The following is a 20,192-nucleotide window of genomic DNA, read 5'->3' on the forward strand; positions in this document are numbered from 1 at the left end:
CCGCTCAGCCTAGACGGATTTCGACCCATGCCGCCCGGTTCATGTTCCGGCCACGAGGAGTACATGGCTGAAACCTTGACAACTGGGCGGCCCCGCAATGAGATTGACGCGCGTAGAAATGTCATGGACACCTGATCCGGGTATCTTCTACGCGCGTCGCTACCGCCCCACCGGTCGCGGCTCCCACCGCCGCTGCACAGCTCCACCCACCCTCGTCCCGGCACTCATGCATGTCCCCGGAGGGATCCCGTTGCCGAGCAAGTCCTCCGCGCGCCTTGCCGCGCTGACCGTCGCCGCCGTCTGTTCCGTGGCGTCCACGATCGTTCTCACCTCGCCCGCGCACGCCGACGGCGTACGCATCCATGACATCCAGGGCACGACCCGGGTGTCCCCGTACGCCGGCCAGAAGGTCGCGGACGTACCGGGCATCGTCACGGGCGTCCGTACGTACGGCTCGTCCAAGGGGTTCTGGTTCCAGGACGCCACCCCGGACGACAACCCGGCCACGAGCGAGGGCGTCTTCGTCTTCACCAGCTCCACGCCGAAGGTCGCCGTCGGCGACTCGGTCACCGTCTCCGGCACGGTCTCCGAGTACGTCCCGGGCGGTGCCTCCACGGGCAACCAGTCGCTGACCGAGATCACCAAGCCGACGGTCACCGTCGTCTCCAGCGGCAACGCCGTACCGGCGGCCACGGTGATCAACGACCGGTCCGTGCCGAGCAAGTACTCGCCGGCCGGCGACACCGCCGCGAGCGGTTCGATCAACGCGCTCACCCTGGAGCCCAAGAAGTACGCCCTGGACTACTACGAGTCCCTTGAGGGCATGAACGTCCAGGTCTCCGACGCCCGCGTGGTCACCGCGACCGACCCGTACGCGGAGCTGTGGGTCACGGTGAAGCCGCACGAGAACGCCACCAAGCGCGGCGGCACGGTCTACGGCTCCTACGACTCGCAGAACGGCGGGCGCCTCCAGATCCAGTCCCTGGGCGCGACGGCGGACTTCCCGGTCGTCAACGTCGGCGACAAGCTGACGGGCACCACGGACGGCCCGCTGGACTTCAACCAGTACGGCGGCTACACCCTCGTCGCGAACGAGATCGGCGCCGTGAAGAGCGGCGGCCTCAAGCGCGAGACGACGAAGAAGCAGTCGAAGAGCCAGCTCGCGGTGGCGACGTACAACGTCGAGAACCTCGACCCCTCGGACGGCACCTTCGCCGCGCACGCCGCCGCGATCGTGAACAACCTCCAGTCCCCCGACATCGTGTCCCTGGAGGAGATCCAGGACAACAACGGCGCGACGGACGACGGCACGGTCGACGCGAGCGTCACGGTCAACAAGCTGATCGACGCGATCGTCGCGGCGGGCGGCCCGAAGTACGACTGGCGCTCGATCAACCCGGTCAACGACCAGGACGGCGGCGAGCCCGGCGGCAACATCCGCCAGGTGTTCCTGTTCAACCCGGAGCGGGTCTCCTTCACCGACCGCGCGGGCGGCGACTCGACGACCGCCGTCGGTGTCACCAAGGTGCACGGCAAGGCCCAACTCACCGCGTCCCCGGGCCGGATCGACCCGGCCAACGCGGCCTGGAGTGCGAGCCGCAAGCCGCTCGCGGGCGAGTTCGTCTTCAAGGGCAAGACGGTCTTCGTGATCGCCAACCACCTGATCTCCAAGGGCGGCGACCAGCCCCTGACCGCGCAGTACCAGCCGGTCACCCGCAGCTCGGAGACCCAGCGCCACGCACAGGCGACGGCGGTCAACGCCTTCGTCAACGAGATCCTGGCCGCGCAGAAGAACGCGGACGTGATCACGCTCGGCGACATGAACGACTTCGAGTTCTCCGACACCGCGAAGATCCTCGAAGGCGACGGCGAGCTGTACTCGGCGATCAAGTCCCTGCCGAAGAACGAGCGTTACACGTACGACTACCAGGGCAACGAGCAGGTCCTGGACCAGATCCTGATCAGCCCGTCGATCCGCAAGGACTGCTTCGAGTACGACAGCGTCCACATCAACTCGGAGTTCAACGACCAGATCAGCGACCACGACCCGCAGGTGCTGCGCTTCCAGCCGTAGCACCCGCGGGGAGCCACGGGGGGCTCACGGGGGGGGGACGGGGTCTCGCCGACTTGCACCAGGTCAGGCGAAGACCCCGTCCAGCCAGTTCTGCCAGGCGAGTTCGTTCGCCTTGGCGTCGGCGTCCGGCGCGAAGTCGTGGACGCTGACGCCGACCGGGGCACCCCACTGGTTGCGCCCGAAGAAGCGGATCAACGCGCCGTCGGTGCGCAGCCCGATGAAGTACGGACTGCGGAAGTCCAGTACGGCGTCCAGGAGTTGACCCTCGGGCCCGCGGGCCTGCACCCGAGCCCCCTCGGCGGTGTCGTCCCCGAGGCCGAGCGCCCGGGCCGTAACTTCCAGCGCGTCGGGGGAAATTGAGGCGTCGGGACCATTGAGGGTGGCGAAGGCGACGGGCCGGCCCGCGAAGTGGGTGACGTACTCCCGCAGGGTGTGCAGGTAGAACGCGTTGTGCTTGCTCGCGCCGTCGTACTGGTTGTCCCAGTCGTCGGTGAAGATCCCGCTGTGCACGTACCGCACCCAGGCGCGCCGGCCGCCGTCGCGGGGTTCGATGGTCTCGTCGATCTGGTTGAGGCTCTGGATCGGGAAACCGACGTCCTCGGTGCGGGCGGTGAGCCGGTGCGGCGGGTCGAAGTTCGTGAGGGTGGATCCGAAGGGCCCGACGCGGTTCTCGCCGTCGTACTCCATCGGCCACAGCCAGCCGCCGGTGCCGTCGGTGATGGCCGCCCACACCTCCTCCGGAGTGGCGTCGACCTCAAACTCGTAGACGATCTCGAATTCCTTGGACATGACTGGCTCCTGAGTACTACGGGTTCTACTGGCTCTTCTGATCCAGTTCCGGGGTGGGCGGTGTCTTGAGGGTGGGGTGGACGGCGATGACGATCCGGTGGTCGCGGCCTTCTTCGGTCTCCCCCGCGTCGTACTTGCGGATGAGGGCGCTCACCCCGGCGGTCAGCTCCTGGATGAACGCGGCCCGGTCGGCGGCGGACGCGAAGCGCACCTCGCCGTCCAGCGCGTAGGTCGCCAGCCGCTTGTGGGCCTTGGTGGCCCCGGTGATCAGCGAACCGACGTCCCGCACGAGGCGGGCGCCGAGCGCCAGCAGCCAGCGCGCGGAGAGCTGGTCGCGGAACCGGTCCGGGTCCGGCTGCACGGCGGCGAGCGCGAGCGGCGAGATGACGTACGACGCGGCGGTCGCCCGCATCAGCCGCTCGGTGACATTGCCCTTGCGCCGCTCGTCGGCCAGCTCGACCAGGCCGTGCCGCTCCAGCGCCTTGAGGTGGTAGTTCACCTTCTGCCGGGGCAGTCCGACCTTGCCGGCCAGCATGGTGGCCGACGCGGGTCCGGCCGCCAGCTCGGCGAGCAGCCGGGCCCTTATGGGGTCCAGCGAGACGGCGGCGGCCTCGGGGTCCTCGATCACGGTGACGTCCAGCATGCGTCCACCGTCTCACCGAACACTTTTTTTGTCCAGGGGAGCTGGATTGTCGGTGGGGGCCACGTCAGATCAGCTGGGGACGAGGCCGAGGGCGTGGTCGTAGCGGCTGACCGTGGTGCTCTTCAGGCCCGGCCAGGTCTGGACGCGTTCCCAGAGTGCGATGGCGGAGCCGATGCCGTCGCCGGGGGACGCGAGGGCGTCCAGGTGGGACTGGGCGCTGTCCCACTCGGCGTAGTTGAGGACGCGGGTGCCGTCGGTGGAGAGGTGGAAGTGGGCGGAGATGCCGCCGGGGTGCGGGGCGGGTTCGTTCTCCAGGGCCTCGAACACGGCGTTCACCCAGGCGCGTTGGCGATCCGGGTCGGGGGCCTCGAACTCCACGTCGACGATCACGACGCAGCCGGGGGTACGGCCGCCCCGGTCGGCCGGTCCGCCGCTGCGGTAGTGGCGGTAACGGCCGAGGCCCAGTCGCTCGATGCGCGGTACGGCGGTGTCGATCTCGTCGACGCGTTCCTGGCGCCGGGTCTTCGCGAAGGCCTCGTGGGCGTGGTCGGTCGTCCACTGCGAGTAGTGCAGCAGGGTGGAGGCGTCGTGGCCGGTGTAGACGTGGTAGCCGAGGAGGTCGTCGGCGGGCCAGGGGCGGCGTTCCCAGGCGGCGGCGATCGCCTCGACGGACTGGCGTTGGCGCAGGGGGGTTCCTACACGCCAGGTGCTGAAGAGGGGGGCGCCGACGCGAGGGTCGGCGAGGTGGGGATGGGAGTCGGTGCGACGGGTCATGCGGGCCATATGGGTCATGCGGGCCTCCGCTGATCGGTACGGGTGTGTGTACCGACCAGCCTTCAACCTCGACCAAAGTTGAGGTCAAGCCCCGCCTTGCTGCTGTGCCCCTCCTCCCTCCAGACGCGCCAACCGGCTCTGGAACCAGTCGAGGCGGGCCTGCAACAGGGCTGCCTCCGCGACGAGTTCGGGCACGCCGAGCCCTTCGGGCAGACCGGGGTCGACGGTCGCCGCCGGGTCTGCCGGGTCTGCCGGTTTTCCTGGATCTCCGGGTTTTCCTGGATCTCCTGGGTCGCCGCTCCCCGCCACCACCCGTAGCCCGTCCCCGGCCAGCCGGGCGAACTCGGCGAGCGAGACGGACGTACGACTGCGGACGCAGCCCGGACAGGCGGCGGCCAGGGCGCGCCAACCGGGCCTGCCCCAGCCGGCGTCGGCGAGCGCGACGGCGCGGGCGCCGCAGGCGCAGGGGCCGACGGTGGCGGTGCGGACGCGTTGGCGGGCGTAGCGGAAGCCGCGTTCGAAGCGGATGTAGGCGCCGAGGACGGTGATGTCGAGGAGGACCGCCGCGCGGTGCTCGGCGGTGCACAACAGGGCTTCCGCCGCCGCCCGTTCGTGCACACAGTGGAAGCCGCAGTCGCACAGGCGCGCGGGCGAACGGTGGCGCCGGCCGTAGACGCAGGACGCGTCGGCCAGGACTCCGTACGGCAGCGCGCCGCCCAGCGACACACCGGTGAACCCGGCCCGGGTGCCGTCCTGGGACAGCACCGGGTGGGCGATCTTGAATCCGGTCGGCGGCTCCGTCGGGCGTTCCTCGGGAAGCCGCAGTCTCATCGGGCGGCCGGGGCCTCTTCGGGCGCCGTCAGTGCCGGGGTCTCCTCGAACTCCTCGATCCCCGCGGGGAGTTCGAGCGCTTCGTCGTGGATCTGCGGCCGCTCTTCGGCGACTCCGGTGGCCAGTGCCTTGCCGAGCTTCATGACGCCTCCCGTGACCAGGGGTGGATCAACTTCCCACGTCGGTGACCTTCCTGGCCATGGTGACCCATGAGGGGGCCAATTGGACATAGGGCCTTGGGGATCGGGGAGCCGGTGGGGAGTTCGGCGGGCGGGGTCGTCGGAACGCATGGTCGTGGTCGCCCACGGGCATCGTGCTCCTGTGCACACGTTCGGGGTCGTCATCATCTCGGTGGTGGGTCTGTTCGCCTGGCTGCTCGCGGCGCTGCTCCTGGTCCTGGCCCGGACCTACTGGAACGCACGCTGGACACGCGCGGCACACGTCGTGGTGTCCGTGGCGATCCTGGGGGCACTGGCGTTCGGGATCTACCGCCTCGTCCTCGCCGTTCCGTCCGACGGGTGCGGGTCCTCAGCGGCCCAGAAAGCGAGTTGTTCCCTGGGTTAGGGCCGGTCAGTACGGGCCGCCGCCCCGGAAGTAGACGCTCCCGTACGGCCGGGGGCGGTCGCCGTGTTCGTGGGCGGCGTCGGAGCGGTCCGCGGGGGTCGAGCGGTCGGCCAGGGTGCGCAGGGTCTTCAGGCCGGCCATGATCTCGGCGCGGTGCTCGGCGGTCTTCATCCAGGCGGGCAGCCGCGCGAACATCGCCCGCGTCGGCGAGAGCCCGCCCCGCTCGCGCAACTGCGCGCCCACGTAGGCCGCGAGGGCGTCGACGTGTTCCTCGTTGTAGGCCCACAGGATGTGACCCACGCAGCGGGTCTGCAGCCAGAGCGGACGCCGGAAGAAGGGGTCCTCGGCACCGCCCGGTACCGCACCGACCATGGCGTTGCCCCGCATCGGGGCCGCCCAGTCGGCGACGGCCCCACACCCGGCGCACACCAACCGCCGTGGCCGGAACAGGAGTTCCGTGGCATTCCTGAGCGCGGGCAACCCGGGCCGCGGAACCACGAGCGCGCGTCCGCCACAGCGGGGGCAGACCACCAGCACCCGGCCGAGGAAACGGGCGAGGGGGACACCGTTGTCGCGGTGGCGGACGGGGGGTGCGGCGACTCCGTTCTCGGCGCTGGGGCGCGGGGAGTCCGCAGCGGCCCCTGTCTCGACGCCGAGGCTCACGGAGTCCGCGCCGCCCACTTCCCCACCGCCGGAACTTACGGAATCCGCAGCATCCCCACCCCCGCCGCTGGGCCGCACGGAGTCCACGGCGCGCCCCTCCCCGTCACGCCGCCGCGCGGAGTCCCCGACGTCCCCGCCCCTCGTCACACCGCCCCCAGCGCCTTCGCGACCGCATCCCTGACCTCTGTCTCCGAGGGGGCGGATCGGCCCTGTTCTGCGGCCAGTTGGGCCAGCGAGGTCATCTTCACCTCGGGCAGGCCGCAGGCCGTGAAGCGGGTGAACTCATCGAGGTCGGGGGCGATGTTGAGGGCGAAGCCGTGGCTTGTCACGCCGCCTCGGATGCGCATGCCGATCGACGCGAGTTTCGTGCCGGCCGGGGTCCAGACGCCGACCAGCGACTGGGCGCCGGGCGGGGTGTCCCGTCGTAATGTCTCGAAGCCGAGAGTGGCGCAGGCGTCGATCAGGGCGTTCTCCACCTGGCGCACGATGTCGCCGGGGCCGCGCTCGCGGAGGTTGAGGACCAGGTAGCCGATCAGCTGGCCGGGGCAGTGGTAGGTGGCCTGGCCGCCGCGGTCGACCGGGATCAGGGGGATCGGGGAGCCGGTGGGGAGTTCGGCGGGCGGGGTGCGGGCGCTGTACGTGATGACGGGCGGGTGGGTGAGCAGGGCGAGGCGGTCGGGGATCTCGCCGGCGCGGCGGCGCGCGACCCAGCCGGTCATGCGCTCGACGGCCTCCTCGTACGGCACCTCGCCGAGGTCGACCCGCTCGATGTCACTCACCGGCACCCACCACCGTCCAGCATCTCTTATCAATACCCTGTAGGAAAATTAAGTGGAGCTTCACTGTTGCACTGTCGACACTACCCTCATGACGAACACGGCCCCCTCCGCCCCACCCCCCTTCGGCCGCGCCCTGTGCGCCATGGTCACCCCCTTCACCGAGGCGGGCGAACTCGACCTCCCCGGTGCCCAACTCCTCGCCGAGCGGCTGGTGTCGGAGGGGTGCGACGGGCTCGTGCTGTCCGGGACGACCGGCGAGTCGCCGACCACGACGGACGCGGAGAAGTCGGCGCTCGTCACGGCCGTCCGCGAGGCCGTCGGGGACCGTGTGCCGCTCGTCTCGGGCGTGGGCACCTTCGACACCCGGCACACGGTCGAACTCGCCCGGCAGGCAGAAGTGGCGGGCGCGGACGGGGTGTTGGTGGTCTCGCCGTACTACAGCAGACCCCCGCAGGACGCCCTGGAGGCACACTTCCGCGAGGTCGCCGACGCCTCCGGACTCCCCCTCGTGCTCTACGACATCCCGGGCCGCACCGGCACCCGGATCGAACCGGAGACCATGATCCGGCTCGCCGAGCACCCCAGGATCGTCGCGGTCAAGGACTGTTCCTACGACTTCCTCGGCGCCCAAAAGGTGCTGGACAGAACGGAGTTGGCGTACTACGCGGGATGCGACGAGCACATTCTGGCGTTGTACGCGGTGGGCGGGGCGGGGTATGTGAGTACCGTCGCGAACGTCGTCCCGGCCCAACTCCGGGCGATCCTCGACGCGTTCGAGGCGGGCGACACCCCCGTGTCCGCCCGCCTCCAACAACGTGCCACGCCGCTCATCGAGTTGATGATGGCGGCGGGACTTCCCGGCACGGTGACCGTGAAGGCGCTCCTCGGCCACCTCGGCCTTCCCGGCGGTTCGGTCCGGGCCCCGCTGCGGCCCGCCGGCCGGGAGGCGGCCGACGGACTGCGGGCGGCGTACGAGGAGTTCACGGCCGCCTGAGCGGCACGTGACGGCCGGTCAGCGCTCGGCGAAGACCGGTGCCCAGTACTTCGTGTAGATGTCCTTGTACGTGCCGCTGAGGGGGACGACCTTGTCGCTGCCGATCGTGACCAGCACGAGCCGGGGCCGATAGGTCACCTCCAGGCTCGTGGTCCGCTCCCAGGCGATGAGCCGCCGGTCGTCGGCCCAGGCGAGCAGGTGGCTGCCGCGAACTTTGGTGATCTCCTTGCCGGTTCGGGGATCACGGATCGACGAGTACGACTTCCCGGGGGATCCGCCGACCTCCTTCGTGAGGCCGAGGGCGGCGAGCCTGCCGTTCGGGGACAGCCGTGCCTCGACGTCCGCCCGCAGGTACTTCTCGTCGGCGGGCGCGGCGATCCCCTCGCCGTCGAGGCCGTAGAACCGCTCGCTGCCGTCCCGGTCCGTGAGGACCTGCGCGTACACCTGCTCGCCGGAACGGGTGAAGTGGAAGTCCTGGCGGCCCTCGACCGTGTGGTCCTTCGCGACACCGCTCCAAGTGCCCTTGCCGGAGGCCGTGTTGAGGACGTAGAAGCCCGTGCGGCCGGACTGGCCGCGGGGTGCCATCCAGTCCGCCACACCGGTGCCCGAGTTCACCGCCGACTTGGTGCGGACGTCGGGGTTGTCGTCGTAGGTCGTCGCGACGATCCTGCCGCCGTCGTGCGAGAACTCGACCGCGCCGACGCCGCGTTCGACCGGGATCCAGCGCTCGATCTTCCCCGTCGTGAGGTCGAGGATGCCGATCCGGTGGGCGGGCAGGCTCTGTTCCAGCACGGCGGCGGTGTGCAGGCCGGGCGCGACGGCGACGTAGGACCACTTGGTGGTCTTCCGGTACTTCTCCGTGCGCGGGTCCAGCAGCCAGTAGGTGCGGGTGAAGACACCCTGCTCGGGCGTCGTCGTCGGCACGGTGTCGGCCGTGTAGTACGCGGCGAGCGCCGTCCGGCCGACCGCGATCAGGTCGCGGGGCGGCCACTGGTCGGGGTGCGTCACGACGCCGTCGATCACCTCGGCGGGGCGCACGTCGGTCCGGCCCGAGTCCAGCAGCGGCACGGTCACCGCGACCGCGATCACGGCGGCGGTGGCGGCCGCGACGGTCGCGAGCCGGCGCATCCGGCGACGGCGGACGGCCAGCACCCGGTCGGCGAACCCGGTCGCCGGTGACTGCTGCCGGGAGGCCTGCTCGCGCAGGGAGTCACGCACCAGTTCCTCGATGTTCATGGACGCGCCTCCACGGGTGAGAAGTCACGGGACGGTACGTCGCCGGGGTCGGCCGGGCCCAGCGCGGCCAACTCCGGTGCGAGGACGCGCAGTCGGGCCAGTGAACGGTGGGTGGTGGACCGTACGGTGCCGACGGAGCAGCCGAGCAGGCGGGCGACATCGCCCTCCGGGAGGTCCTCGAAGTACCGCAGCACGAGCACGGTGCGCTGGCGGGCGGTGAGCCGGGACAGCGCCTCCCGCATCACCAGGCGCAGTTCGGCCGCGGCGGCCGCGTCGACGCCCGCGCCGCCCTCGGGCGGTTCGGCGACGCTGACCTCGCGCCGGCGCCACTTCAGCCGCCAGCGGCTGACCTGCTGGCGATAGAGGATCCGCCGTACATAGGCCTCGGGTTCGTCGATCCGCTGCCACCGCCCGGCCGCCTTGACCAGGGCGTTCTGGAGCAGGTCCTCACCGGCGTGCCGGTCTCCCCCGCAGAGCAGCACGGCCGTCTTCAGCAGTGCCGACGACCTGCTGTCCACGAAGTCCCGGAAACCCTCCAGCCCTTCGGCATTCATCGTCACCTTCTCTTCCCCGACGGTGCCCGTGCCCCGCCCCTGTGTTCTCTGTGACGCTCGCGGGGGCACGTGGCTATGCCTGCCCCCACGAGAAATTTCCGCCCGCCCCGCACCGCCCCTGCCATACGGTGACCGCGTGAGCCGCCCCCTGCTGTTCCTCGACGTCGACGGCCCCCTCAACCCGTACGCCGCGCAGCCGGAGCGACGCCCCGAGGGTTGTACGACGATCCGGGTCCCCGCGCCCGAGCCGCCCTACGTCGACTTCGGCACCGGTGTGTTCGCCGAGAGGAACAGAGCCCGCACGACGAGGTGTTCGTGACCGTCCACCATCCGGGCCCGGCGCTGCTGCACCATGTGAATCCCCGACTCGGGCTGCGCGCGGGGGACTTCGCCGCGCTGGCGGAGTTCGCGGCGGCCGTGGGGATCTGACCCCTTACACGGGTCGAGCGCCCTCCCGGCGACCGGGAAGGCGCTCAACACACGTGCGCGAACCGCTAGTTGTGGCTGTGCAGGATCTCGTTCAGGCCGCCCCAGACCGCGTTGTTCGGGCGGGCCTCCACCGTGCCGGTGACCGAGTTGCGGCGGAAGAGGATGTTGGAGGCGCCGGAGAGTTCGCGGGCCTTGACGATCTGGCCGTCGGGCATCGTGACGCGGGTGCCGGCGGTGACGTAGAGGCCGGCCTCGACGACGCACTCGTCGCCGAGCGCGATGCCCACGCCCGCCTCGGCGCCGATCAGGCAGCGCTCGCCGATGGTGATGCGGACGTTGCCGCCGCCGGACAGCGTGCCCATCGTGGACGCGCCGCCGCCGATGTCCGAACCGTCGCCGACCACGACACCGGCGGAGATCCGGCCCTCGACCATCGACGTACCGAGCGTGCCGGCGTTGAAGTTGACGAAGCCCTCGTGCATGACCGTCGTGCCCTCGGCGAGGTGCGCGCCGAGGCGGACCCGGTCGGCGTCGGCGATGCGGACACCCTTGGGGGCCACGTAGTCCGTCATGCGCGGGAACTTGTCGATCGACGTCACCTGGAGGTGCAGGCCCTCGGCGCGCGCGTTCAGCCGCACCTTCTCGACGTCGTCCACGGCGACCGGGCCGAGCGAGGTCCAGGCGACGTTGGCGAGGAAGCCGAACATGCCGTCCAGGCTCTGGCCGTGCGGCTTGACCAGGCGGTGCGAGAGGAGGTGCAGGCGCAGGTAGACGTCGTGCGCGTCGAGCGGCTTGTCGTCGAGGGAGGCGATGACCGTGCGGACCGCGATGACCTCGACGCCCCGGCGGACGTCGGGGCCGATCGCCTTGGCCGCACCCTCACCGAGCAGCTCCACGGCACGCTCGGCGGACAGGCTCTCCGTACCGGCGGGCCCGGGTTCGGCGGACAGTTCGGGCGCGGGGAACCAGGTGTCGAGTACGGTCCCGTCGGCGGCGACGGTGGCGAGGCCGGCGGCAACGGCGCCGGTGGTGCGAGGTGCGGTCGTGTCGGTCATGAGGGAAACCTAACCTGGCGGGGGCGGCGGGGACCAACTCGTGCACGGGGCGTCTCAGAGAACGACACACCCGTATGCCCTCGACAGTGTTACGGGTGGCCCGCACTCCCCTCGTAGTGCGGGCCACCCGTGCTCGGAGTGCCGGGTCAGCCGCGCTCGCCGGCCTTGTCCACCACCGCCCACGCCGCCGTCGAGCTGCCGCCGACGGCCTTGCCGTCCAGGAGCATCCGCGTCCCGACCATCCGGTACGTCTGCGGATCGAACAGCCACTGATCCGCCTCCCCTGACTTGAGCGTGCCGCTCCGGACATAGGTCAGGGCGATCACCCGGCGCCCCGCCGCGTCCTTCACCAGGTGGTCGGTGACCTGGCCGCCGGGCAGGGTCGCGAGGGCACGGTAGAGCGAGGCCAGCCCCTTGGACGTCATCAAGTGGGCGGTCAGGAGGACGCTGATCTCGGTGTAGTCCGCGTCGGCCTGCGTCTGCCCCTTCCGGTCGGCGATGGCGTTCTCGTGCCGGAGGAACTCCAGGGTCTGTTCACCGCCGGCCGGCAGCTCCGTCAGGACCCGGTACATCTCGCGCGGCGAACGGTCGTCGCCCTCCCCGCCGTTCTCCAAGTGCATGGGGGTGACGATGAGTTGGGGGCGCTGCCCCTTGGGGGCGATGCCCTCGGACGCCGTCGCGCTGCCGTCGTACCGGATCCAGCTCGGCATCTCGGTCACCGCCGCCGTGGACGCCTCCGACATCTGCATCGTGTAGATCCACTGATCGGCCCTCGGTACGGCGGAGTCCGGCTCCGTCTCGACCAAGTCGGCGGCGCGCTCCAGGAGTTGGGCCGCGCTCAGCCCCTTCAGACTCGTGCCGGGCGTACGCGCGGGCTCCACCTTGCGGCTGCCGGGCGCGGTACCGCCCAGCAGTACGGTCACGGTGACGGCCACGGCGGTGACCGCCGCCACCACCGCGACGATCACGAACTCCCGCCGCCGCCAAGGGACTTGGCGCCGCGCTCCGGCCCGCGCCGCCTCGGTCAGCCGCGCCCGCCCCGCCGCGAGCCGTCCGCGGTCGGGCACCGGCGCTCCGGCGCGCAACTCACGCACCTGCGTCATCTCGTCCATCGCTACGCCACCTCCGCCGCGTCGTGCACGAATGCGGGATCGGCGCCCAGTGCCGAACGCACCTTGCGCCGCGCCCGGTTGAGCCGGGAACGGACCGTGCCGACCGGTATGTCCAGCGCCTCGGCGACCTCCTGATAGGTGAGATCGGCCCAGGCGACGAGCAGCAGCACGTTCCGGTCACCGGCCGACAGCGCGGCGAGGGCACCGGCCAGCGGCCCCTGCGCGGCGATCCGGCTGTCCGTCTCCTCGACCCAGGAGTCGCCCCAGGACGCGGCCACGGCGTCATGCCCGGTCCGGGCCAGCGCCTTGAGCGCCCGCACTTCGGTACGGCGCTGCCTGCCGATGAGGTTGCCCGCGATGCCGTAGAGCCAGGGGCGCGCGTTGGCCCGCGTCAGGTCGTACCGCGAACGGATGCGGAACGCCGTGAGGAAGGTGTCGGCCGTGATGTCGTCGGCCGCCCCGTCGCCCAACCGCCGCGCCGCGTACCGGTGGATGTCCGCCGCGTACCGGTCGTAGAGCAGGGCGAAGACCTCCGGCTGCTCCAACGACCGGGCGACGACCTCCGCGTCGTCGCCGTCCCGAGCCGCGCCCGGCGGTGGTCCACTCACGAAACTTCCCCCGATTCATCAACGCCGAATACTGCCGTGCCGCCTCCTGTTACCCGGTGAGGGCCGAAGAGTTCACGGGCGGAGAGTTCGCGGGAGGGAAAGTTCGCCGGGGGGCCGGGAAAGCGCTTCAGCCCTCCGCGGGCCGCGGGATCACCCGCCCCAACACCTCCCGCGCATATGCCTCGTCGTACACCGCGTCCGTCAGCAGCACCTGCAGACAGATCCCGTCGATCAGCGCGACGAGTGCCCGCGCGGTCACCGGGTCGGTACGGCGGGCCAGTTGCTCGGCGAGATCGCGGCCCCACTCGTCGGCGACGGGGCGCAGGGCGGGGCGGCGCAGGGCGGCCAGGTACAACTCGTACTCCAGCTCCACGCCCGTGCGGTCGCCCGCGAGCCACTCCCCCATCCAGCCGGCGAGCTCCCCGGCCAGGTCGGTGCGCGGGTCCTCCAGACCACCGCGCGAGGCGATCACCTTGGCGAAGGCCTCGTTGGCCTGGCGCAGTGCGGCGACCATCAGTTCGTCGAGGGTCGTGAAGTGGTACGTCGTCGAGCCGAGCGGCACATCGGCCTCGGCGGCGACGGAACGGTGGCTGAGGCCCGCGATGCCCTTCTCCCCGACCACCCGGATCGCCGCGTCGATGATCCGCTGCCGCCGCTCGGGGTCGTAGCGCCGGGCCATCAGTGCGTGCCTCCCCTGGTCATCAGTGCGCTCCGCCCAGGTTGAGGACCACGACCCCGACGATGATCAGCGCGATGCCGGCGGCCTTCGCGAGGGTCATGCCCTCGCCGAGGAACACCGTCCCGATGCCGACGATGGCGGCGGTGCCGAGGCCCGCCCAGATCGCGTAGGCGGTACCCACCGACATGGACTTCAGCGTCTGCGCGAGCAGCGCGAAGGAGAGCACGTATCCGAGGACCGTGAGAACCGACGGCCACAGCCGGCTGAAGCCGTGGCTGAACTTCATGGCGGTGGTGCCGCCCACCTCCGCGGCGATCGCCGTGAGGAGCATCAGGAATCCCATGTGTACGAGTGTACATAACAGCGGCGACATGGCGGGCCCACAGGACCGACCTGAGGGATGACCTGTAGGCCTGTCGCCCAACTGCCGTACAACTTGCGCCTGTTGACGAGCCGGTGCCGGGAGGGCGGCGCCGAGAACGCACACGGCGAAGGCGCCGAGAACCGGGCGCGGAGTCCCATACGTCACGCGAGTACCCGTACGTCTCGCACGGACCAGGGAATCTCGTAGAAACCGCTCACCGAAACGGCTGCTCACACTCCTCCCGCTCCACTACTGTTTCACCGTTCACACACCTGGCTTTCACGGTCACGGCCGTCGCCACGGGCGCCGCTGGAGGAACAGCGCATGCCAGACAGTTCACCCCCGCCCTCCCCCAGCCCCCCTTGGGAGAACGGCTGGACCCCCGACAGCTCCCGGGCACCCGGAACCCGCCGGCTCTATCTGGCCGGGGCGCTCGCCGTCACCACGATCGTCGTGTGCGTCACGGCAATCGTCGTGACGGACAAGCAAACTGACGACACATCACGCACGAAGAAGGCGGACCCGACGACATCGGCCGGCGCGGACGGCCCCGGCCTGCTCTCGTACGCGTCCCCGTCGAAGCAGGGCACGCCGACACCGGACGAGCACACATCGAAGTCGACGCCCGCGAAGGCGACCGGCACGGCGTCCGCCACGGCCACGGAACACGGCTCGACGCCCTCCGCGAAGGCACCGTCGCCGTCCAAGTCGACCTCGTCCCACGGGAGTTCGTCCGGGTCGTCAGGCTCGTCGGGCTCCTCGTCCTCCGCCGCCTGGAAGTCCGTCCGCTCGGTCAACTACCCGGACCGCTACTGGCAGGTGAGCGGCGACTTCGTGAAGCTCAACCCGGCCAACTCGGCCACGGCCCGCCGTGCTTCCACCTTCAAAGTGGTCAAGGGCCTTGCGAACAGCTCCTGTTACTCCTTCACGACGACCAACGGCAGCTACCTCCGCCACCGCAACTTCATCCTCCGCGCGGAACGCGACGACGGCTCCCCCCTCTTCAAACAGGACGCCACGTTCTGCCCCCGCCCGTCCCCCTACTCCGGCGCGGTGATGCTGGAGTCGGTCAACTACCCGGGCCGCTTCCTCCGCCACCAGAACTTCCAGCTCAGACTGGACCGGTACCAGGACAGCACCCTGTACCGGTCGGACTCGGCGTTCCGGCTGGTGGCGGGGCTGAACTAGGCGGACGCTCACGGAAGATGAGGCGCGTCACCGAACACGAGGCGCGTCACGAAAGGTGATCAGCGAGGCCTTGGGCCGCAGGACGCAGAACTCGTTGCCCTCCGGGTCGGCGAGGACCACCCAGCCCACGGCCTCGCCCTGCCCGATGTCGACCCGCTCCGCGCCCAGCGCGAGGATCCGCTCGACCTCGGCCTCCTGATCGTCGGGGGCGAGGTCGAAGTGCAGCCGGTTCTTCACGGCCTTCGGCTCGCTCACCGGCATGAAACAGATGCCGGTCCCCGCGAACTCGTCGGGCCCGATGACCACTTCGCGCGGCTTCTCGGAGAGCACCCGCCAGCCCAGGACCCCGCACCAGAAGCGGGCGAGCCCGGGAAGGTCGTAGGTGTCGACGACGATGTGATGCAAAGAAACGGCCATACCCCGAAGGTATGGCCGTTTCCGGTGCGTCGGACAGCTCCGACTCAGACGTTGAACCCCAGCGCCCGAAGCTGATCGCGGCCGTCGTCCGTGATCTTGTCCGGGCCCCACGGCGGCATCCACACCCAGTTGATGCGGAGTTCGTTGACGAGGCCGTCCGTGGCGGACTTGGCCTGGTCCTCGATGACGTCGGTCAGCGGGCAGGCCGCTGACGTCAGGGTCATGTCGATGGTGGCGATGTTGGCGTCGTCGATGTGCACGCCGTAGATCAGCCCGAGGTTGACGACGTCGATGCCCAGTTCGGGGTCGACGACATCGAGGAGGGCCTCGCGGACCTCCTCCTCGGAGGCGGGCTTGATCTCCATGGTCTCGGTGTCGCTCATGCCGTCTTCCTTTCCGCGTCGGAGTCGGCTCCGCCCAGGGCCTGGGCCGTCGCGTCCTTCCACGCCATCCAGCTGAGGAGGGCGCACTTCACCCGTGCCGGGTACTTGGAGACACCGGCGAACGCGATCGCGTCCTCCAGCACCTCCTCCATCGCGTCGTCGGGCTCGATCCTGCCCTTGGACTGCATCAGCTCCAGGAAGGTCCCCTGGATCTTCTGCGCCTCGGACAGCTCCTTGCCGACGAGGAGGTCGTTCAGTACGGAGGCCGAGGCCTGGCTGATCGAGCAGCCCTGGCCCTCGTAGGAGATGTCCGTGATCTGCTCGCCGTCGTACTTCACGCGCAGCGTGATCTCGTCGCCGCACGTCGGGTTGACGTGGTGCACCTCGGCGTCGCCATCCCGCAAGCCCCGGCCGTGCGGGTGCTTGTAGTGGTCCAGGATGACTTCCTGGTACATCGAATCCAGCTTCACGTTCAGCCAGCTCCTCAGCCGAAGAAGTTCCGTACGTGCTCCAGACCGTCGACCAGTGCGTCGATCTCGGCCGGCGTGGAGTACAGATAGAACGACGCTCGCGTGGTCGCAGGAATTCCGTAGCGGAGGCAGACGGGCCGCGCGCAGTGGTGGCCGACACGGACCGCGATGCCTTCCTCGTCCAGTACCTGGCCCACGTCGTGCGGGTGGATGTCACCCAGCGTGAACGAGATCGCCGCGCCCCGGTCCTCGGCCGTGGTGGGGCCGATGATCTTCAGACCGGGGACGTCCAGCAGGCGCTTCACCGCGTACTCGGTCAGCGCGTGCTCGTGGGCGAGGATCTTGTCCATGCCGATCGCCGACAGATAGTCGATCGCCGCGCCCAGACCCACCGCCTGCGCCACCGGCGGGGTGCCCGCCTCGAACTTGTGCGGCGCCGGGGCGTACGTCGACGAGTGCATCGACACGGTCTCGATCATCTCGCCGCCACCCAGGAACGGGGGGAGGTCTTCGAGCAGCTCCTGGCGGCCCCAGAGGACGCCGATGCCCGTCGGGCCGCACATCTTGTGGCCGGTGAAGGCCACGAAGTCGGCCTGGAGGGCCTGTACGTCCAGCGGCATGTGCGGCGCGGCCTGCGAGGCGTCGATCAGGACCAGGGCCCCGACCTCCTGCGCGCGGCGCACGATCTTCTCGACCGGGTTGACCGTACCGAGGATGTTCGACACCAGCACGAAGGAGACGATCTTCGTCTTCTCGGTGATGATCTCGTCGATGTTCGAGAGGTCGAGCCGGCCGTCGTCGGTCAGGCCGAACCACTTCAGCTTCGCGCCCGTGCGCTGCGAGAGCAGCTGCCACGGCACGATGTTGGAGTGGTGCTCCATCTCCGTGATGACGATCTCGGTCTCGTGGTCCACGCGGTAGGGCTCGTCGGCCCAACCCAGCATGTTCGCCACGAGGTTGAGCGACTCCGAGGCGTTCTTGGTGAAGATCACCTCGTCGCGGGAGGGCGCGTTGATGAACGCGGCGACCTTGTCCCGCGCGCCCTCGTACAGCGCCGTGGCCTCCTCGGCGAGCACATGGATGCCACGGTGCACGTTGGCGTTGTGCTGCTCGTAGTACTCGGAGAGTACGTCGATCACCTGGCGGGGCGTCTGCGAAGTCGCCGCGTTGTCCAGGTACACGAGCTTCTTACCGTCGTGAACCGTACGGTCCAGGATGGGGAAGTCCTTGCGGATCGCCTCGGTGTCGAGGAGGCCCGGCAGCTCTGTCACGCGGATACGCCACCCTTCGTGGTGTAGGCCTCGTAGCCCTCGTTCTCCAGCTTGTCGGCGAGCTCGGCGCCGCCGGACTCGACGATCTTGCCGCCGGAGAAGACGTGCACGAAGTCGGGCTTGATGTAGCGCAGGATGCGCGTGTAGTGGGTGATCAGCAGGGTGCCGACCTCGCCGGTCTCGCGGACGCGGTTGACGCCCTCGGAGACGACGCGCAGGGCGTCGACGTCCAGGCCGGAGTCGGTCTCGTCGAGGATCGCGATCTTCGGCTTGAGCAGCTCCAGCTGAAGGATCTCGTGGCGCTTCTTCTCACCGCCGGAGAAGCCCTCGTTGACGTTGCGCTCGGCGAAGGAGGGGTCCATGGAGAGGCGCTCCATGGTCTCCTTGACCTCCTTCACCCAGGTCCGCAGCTTGGGGGCCTCGCCGCGGACGGCGGTGGCGGACGTACGGAGGAAGTTGGAGACCGACACACCGGGGACCTCGACCGGGTACTGCATCGCGAGGAAGAGGCCGGCGCGGGCGCGCTCGTCGACGGACATCTCCAGGACGTCCTCGCCGTCGAGGGTGACGGTGCCGCCGGTGATCGTGTACTTCGGGTGGCCCGCGAGCGAGTAGGCGAGGGTCGACTTGCCGGAGCCGTTCGGGCCCATGATGGCGTGGGTCTCGCCCTGCTTCACGGTGAGGTCGACGCCCTTGAGGATCTCCTTCGTGGCGTTGTCGGCCTCGACGGTGACGTGCAGGTCGTGGATTTCAAGCGTTGCCATGGGTTCCTCAGGACTCCTGGGTGAGGGAGGCGCGTACGTCAACGAGGACGCTGCCCCCTTCGATCTTTACGGGGTAAACGGGTACGGGGCGCGTGGCGGGAAGGCCGGACGGCTTGCCGGTGCGCAGGTCGAACGCGGAGCCGTGCAGCCAGCACTCGATCTGGCAGTCCTCCACCTCGCCCTCGGAGAGCGAGACGTTCGCGTGCGAGCAGATGTCGTTGATCGCGAACACCTCGCCCTCGGTCTTCACGACCGAGACCGGCGTGCCGTCGAGTTCCACCCGCTTCGGGGTGTCCTCCTCCAGCTCGCCGAGGCCACAGGCGCGTACGAAGGACATCAGACCGACGCCTCCAGCTCCGCGTCGATCTTCTCCAGCAGCCGCTCCTGGATGTCGGCGACACCGATCTGCTGGACCAGTTCGGCGAAGAAGCCGCGGACCACCAGGCGTCGGGCGTCGTCGGCGGGGATGCCGCGGGCCATCAGGTAGAAGAGCTGCTCGTCGTCGAAGCGGCCGGTCGCGGAGGCGTGGCCGGCGCCGACGATCTCGCCGGTCTCGATCTCCAGGTTCGGCACGGAGTCGACGCGGGCGCCGTCGGTCAGAACCAGGTTGCGGTTCATCTCGTACGTGTCGGTGCCCTCGGCCGTGGCCTCGATGAGCACGTCGCCGATCCACACCGCGTGGGCGCCCTCGCCCTGGAGCGCGCCCTTGTAGACGGCGTTGGACTTGCAGTGCGGGACGTTGTGGTCGACCAGGAGGCGGTGCTCCTGGTGCTGGCCGGCGTCCGTGAAGTACAGGCCGAACAGCTCGGCCTCGCCGCCGGGTCCGGCGTAGGCCACGCGCGGGTGCAGTCGTACGAGGTCTCCGCCGAAGGTGACGACGAACGACTTGAAGGTGGCGTCCCGGCCGATCAGGGCGTTGTGCTGGCCGACGTGCACGGCCTTGTCGTCCCAGTCCTGGACGGAGACGACGGTCAGCTTGGCGCCGTCGCCGAGGATGTAGTCGACGTTGGCGGCGAGGACCGCGTCACCGGTGTGGTCGATGACGACGACGGCCTCGGCGAAAGCTCCGAGTTCGACGACCTGGTGGCCGTAGGCGACCCCGCCCTCGCCGTGCACGACGATGCGGATCGGCTCGGTCAGGACCGTCTCCTTGGGGACGGTCACGACCGAGGCCTTCTCGAAGGACGAGTAGGCCTGCGCGGCCACGCGGTCCACCGGGGTGCCGGCCTTGCCGAGCCGCGCGTCGTCACGGCCGACGGTCTCCACGGTGACCCCTTCGGGGCTTCCGATGGCGACCTTCACGCCGTCGCCGGTGGCGACCGCGGTGCCGTCGTGCAGCCCGCGCAGGCGCTCCAGCGGGGTGAACCGCCACTCCTCCTCGCGGCCGTGGGGGACCGGGAAGTCCGCCACGTCGAAGGAGGGGGGCGCGCTCATGCGCGTGGCGACGGTCGACTCGGCGGCAACTGCCACCGCGCCGGCGGTGGTTGACCCCACCGGAATGCTCTGAGCCTCAGCCATGGCTGTCGGTCTGCTCTCTTTCCTGCGTCAGAA

At 70.0% G+C, this 20,192-nt stretch carries 25 protein-coding genes and 1 pseudogene; 5 read left to right on the forward strand and 21 right to left on the reverse strand.

Annotated features, from left to right (window positions below; translation table 11 throughout):
• The first annotated feature begins 250 nt into the window (after nt 1–250).
• On the forward strand, nt 251–2,074 hold the full coding sequence (locus ACIBK4_RS08055; RefSeq protein ID WP_398994370.1) for an endonuclease/exonuclease/phosphatase family protein: 1,824 nt from the start codon (nt 251–253) through the stop codon (nt 2,072–2,074).
• A 63-nt stretch (nt 2,075–2,137) separates the two neighbouring features.
• Here ACIBK4_RS08055 and ACIBK4_RS08060 read toward each other — a convergent pair whose 3' ends face one another.
• From ACIBK4_RS08060 to ACIBK4_RS08080, 5 genes are all read right to left on the reverse strand, one after another.
• Nucleotides 2,138–2,863, reverse strand: coding sequence for an SRPBCC domain-containing protein (locus ACIBK4_RS08060; protein ID WP_398993259.1), 726 nt, complete (start codon nt 2,861–2,863; stop codon nt 2,138–2,140).
• 25 nt (nt 2,864–2,888) lie between these two features.
• Nucleotides 2,889–3,506, reverse strand: coding sequence for an ArsR/SmtB family transcription factor (locus ACIBK4_RS08065; protein ID WP_398993261.1), 618 nt, complete (start codon nt 3,504–3,506; stop codon nt 2,889–2,891).
• Nucleotides 3,507–3,575: 69 nt separating this feature from the next.
• The gene (locus ACIBK4_RS08070) at nt 3,576–4,280 is read right to left on the reverse strand and encodes an antibiotic biosynthesis monooxygenase (protein WP_398994372.1); all 705 of its coding nucleotides are present in this window, start codon (nt 4,278–4,280) and stop codon (nt 3,576–3,578) included.
• Between the two features lie 84 nt (nt 4,281–4,364).
• Nucleotides 4,365–5,111 carry a hypothetical protein gene (locus tag ACIBK4_RS08075; RefSeq protein WP_398993263.1) on the reverse strand — a complete coding sequence of 249 codons (747 nt, stop codon included), beginning with the start codon at nt 5,109–5,111 and terminating at the stop codon, nt 4,365–4,367.
• Complete coding sequence (locus ACIBK4_RS08080; protein ID WP_398993265.1) at nt 5,108–5,254, reverse strand: hypothetical protein; 147 nt, start codon at nt 5,252–5,254, stop codon at nt 5,108–5,110. Before ACIBK4_RS08080 ends, ACIBK4_RS08075 begins: the two co-directional genes overlap by 4 nt.
• Before the next feature lie 178 nt (nt 5,255–5,432).
• On the opposite strand from ACIBK4_RS08080, the gene ACIBK4_RS08085 reads away from it, so the two are divergent.
• Nucleotides 5,433–5,675 (forward strand): hypothetical protein, encoded by a 243-nt coding sequence (locus ACIBK4_RS08085; RefSeq protein WP_398993267.1) that lies wholly within the window; start codon nt 5,433–5,435, stop codon nt 5,673–5,675.
• A gap of 6 nt (nt 5,676–5,681) precedes the next feature.
• On the opposite strand, the gene ACIBK4_RS08090 is transcribed toward ACIBK4_RS08085, so the two are convergent.
• Nucleotides 5,682–6,356 (reverse strand): hypothetical protein, encoded by a 675-nt coding sequence (locus ACIBK4_RS08090; RefSeq protein ID WP_398993269.1) that lies wholly within the window; start codon nt 6,354–6,356, stop codon nt 5,682–5,684.
• A gap of 125 nt (nt 6,357–6,481) precedes the next feature.
• Complete coding sequence (gene lipB, locus ACIBK4_RS08095; protein WP_398993271.1) at nt 6,482–7,117, reverse strand: lipoyl(octanoyl) transferase LipB; 636 nt, start codon at nt 7,115–7,117, stop codon at nt 6,482–6,484.
• An 88-nt stretch (nt 7,118–7,205) separates the two neighbouring features.
• Here lipB and dapA point away from each other — a divergent pair, with 88 nt between their 5' ends.
• A complete protein-coding gene (gene dapA, locus ACIBK4_RS08100; RefSeq protein ID WP_398993273.1) occupies nt 7,206–8,111 on the forward strand; it encodes a 4-hydroxy-tetrahydrodipicolinate synthase in 906 nt (301 codons plus the stop codon).
• Nucleotides 8,112–8,129: 18 nt separating this feature from the next.
• On the opposite strand, the gene ACIBK4_RS08105 is transcribed toward dapA, so the two are convergent.
• Together ACIBK4_RS08105 and ACIBK4_RS08110 are read right to left on the reverse strand one after the other, a co-directional pair.
• Nucleotides 8,130–9,347 (reverse strand): WD40 repeat domain-containing protein, encoded by a 1,218-nt coding sequence (locus ACIBK4_RS08105; protein ID WP_398993275.1) that lies wholly within the window; start codon nt 9,345–9,347, stop codon nt 8,130–8,132.
• Nucleotides 9,344–9,901, reverse strand: coding sequence for a SigE family RNA polymerase sigma factor (locus ACIBK4_RS08110; RefSeq protein ID WP_366432148.1), 558 nt, complete (start codon nt 9,899–9,901; stop codon nt 9,344–9,346). The genes ACIBK4_RS08105 and ACIBK4_RS08110 overlap by 4 nt, the downstream gene beginning before the upstream one ends.
• A gap of 136 nt (nt 9,902–10,037) precedes the next feature.
• On the opposite strand from ACIBK4_RS08110, the pseudogene ACIBK4_RS08115 reads away from it, so the two are divergent.
• Nucleotides 10,038–10,330 (forward strand): annotated as a pseudogene (locus tag ACIBK4_RS08115) (hypothetical protein).
• Between the two features lie 65 nt (nt 10,331–10,395).
• On the opposite strand, the gene dapD reads toward ACIBK4_RS08115, so the two are convergent.
• The 5 genes from dapD to ACIBK4_RS08140 all read right to left on the reverse strand — a co-directional run bounded on the left by dapD (nt 10,396) and on the right by ACIBK4_RS08140 (nt 14,127).
• Nucleotides 10,396–11,385 (reverse strand): 2,3,4,5-tetrahydropyridine-2,6-dicarboxylate N-succinyltransferase, encoded by a 990-nt coding sequence (dapD, locus tag ACIBK4_RS08120; RefSeq protein ID WP_398993278.1) that lies wholly within the window; start codon nt 11,383–11,385, stop codon nt 10,396–10,398.
• 146 nt (nt 11,386–11,531) lie between these two features.
• The gene (locus ACIBK4_RS08125) at nt 11,532–12,497 is read right to left on the reverse strand and encodes a CU044_5270 family protein (RefSeq protein ID WP_398993280.1); all 966 of its coding nucleotides are present in this window, start codon (nt 12,495–12,497) and stop codon (nt 11,532–11,534) included.
• 2 nt (nt 12,498–12,499) lie between these two features.
• Nucleotides 12,500–13,105 (reverse strand): RNA polymerase sigma factor, encoded by a 606-nt coding sequence (locus ACIBK4_RS08130; RefSeq protein WP_398993282.1) that lies wholly within the window; start codon nt 13,103–13,105, stop codon nt 12,500–12,502.
• Between the two features lie 127 nt (nt 13,106–13,232).
• On the reverse strand, nt 13,233–13,784 hold the full coding sequence (locus ACIBK4_RS08135; protein ID WP_398993284.1) for a TetR/AcrR family transcriptional regulator: 552 nt from the start codon (nt 13,782–13,784) through the stop codon (nt 13,233–13,235).
• 22 nt (nt 13,785–13,806) lie between these two features.
• Nucleotides 13,807–14,127 carry a multidrug efflux SMR transporter gene (locus tag ACIBK4_RS08140; RefSeq protein ID WP_318015597.1) on the reverse strand — a complete coding sequence of 107 codons (321 nt, stop codon included), beginning with the start codon at nt 14,125–14,127 and terminating at the stop codon, nt 13,807–13,809.
• A gap of 345 nt (nt 14,128–14,472) precedes the next feature.
• Between ACIBK4_RS08140 and ACIBK4_RS08145 the strand changes: the two genes are divergently transcribed.
• A complete protein-coding gene (locus tag ACIBK4_RS08145) occupies nt 14,473–15,336 on the forward strand; it encodes an AbfB domain-containing protein (protein ID WP_398993287.1) in 864 nt (287 codons plus the stop codon).
• Nucleotides 15,337–15,363: 27 nt separating this feature from the next.
• On the opposite strand, the gene ACIBK4_RS08150 is transcribed toward ACIBK4_RS08145, so the two are convergent.
• The 7 genes from ACIBK4_RS08150 to sufD are packed head-to-tail and all read right to left on the reverse strand — an operon-like array spanning nt 15,364 to nt 20,159.
• The gene (locus ACIBK4_RS08150) at nt 15,364–15,753 is read right to left on the reverse strand and encodes a VOC family protein (protein ID WP_398993289.1); all 390 of its coding nucleotides are present in this window, start codon (nt 15,751–15,753) and stop codon (nt 15,364–15,366) included.
• A gap of 44 nt (nt 15,754–15,797) precedes the next feature.
• Entirely contained in the window at nt 15,798–16,136 is a 339-nt protein-coding gene (locus ACIBK4_RS08155; RefSeq protein WP_019060535.1) for a metal-sulfur cluster assembly factor, read from the reverse strand.
• On the reverse strand, nt 16,133–16,606 hold the full coding sequence (gene sufU / locus ACIBK4_RS08160; RefSeq protein WP_366432157.1) for a Fe-S cluster assembly sulfur transfer protein SufU: 474 nt from the start codon (nt 16,604–16,606) through the stop codon (nt 16,133–16,135). The genes ACIBK4_RS08155 and sufU overlap by 4 nt, the downstream gene beginning before the upstream one ends.
• 14 nt (nt 16,607–16,620) lie before the next feature.
• Nucleotides 16,621–17,877 (reverse strand): cysteine desulfurase, encoded by a 1,257-nt coding sequence (locus ACIBK4_RS08165; RefSeq protein WP_398993292.1) that lies wholly within the window; start codon nt 17,875–17,877, stop codon nt 16,621–16,623.
• Entirely contained in the window at nt 17,874–18,641 is a 768-nt protein-coding gene (gene sufC, locus ACIBK4_RS08170) for a Fe-S cluster assembly ATPase SufC (RefSeq protein ID WP_033283137.1), read from the reverse strand. The genes ACIBK4_RS08165 and sufC overlap by 4 nt, the downstream gene beginning before the upstream one ends.
• A 7-nt stretch (nt 18,642–18,648) precedes the next feature.
• Nucleotides 18,649–18,978, reverse strand: a complete 330-nt coding sequence (locus tag ACIBK4_RS08175; protein WP_366432160.1) for a non-heme iron oxygenase ferredoxin subunit — start codon at nt 18,976–18,978, stop codon at nt 18,649–18,651.
• Nucleotides 18,978–20,159 (reverse strand): Fe-S cluster assembly protein SufD, encoded by a 1,182-nt coding sequence (gene sufD, locus ACIBK4_RS08180; RefSeq protein ID WP_398993295.1) that lies wholly within the window; start codon nt 20,157–20,159, stop codon nt 18,978–18,980. The genes ACIBK4_RS08175 and sufD overlap by 1 nt, the downstream gene beginning before the upstream one ends.
• Nucleotides 20,160–20,192 lie beyond the last annotated feature (33 nt).

The organism is Streptomyces sp. NPDC050528, assembly GCF_044457795.1.
GTDB lineage: Bacteria > Actinomycetota > Actinomycetes > Streptomycetales > Streptomycetaceae > Streptomyces.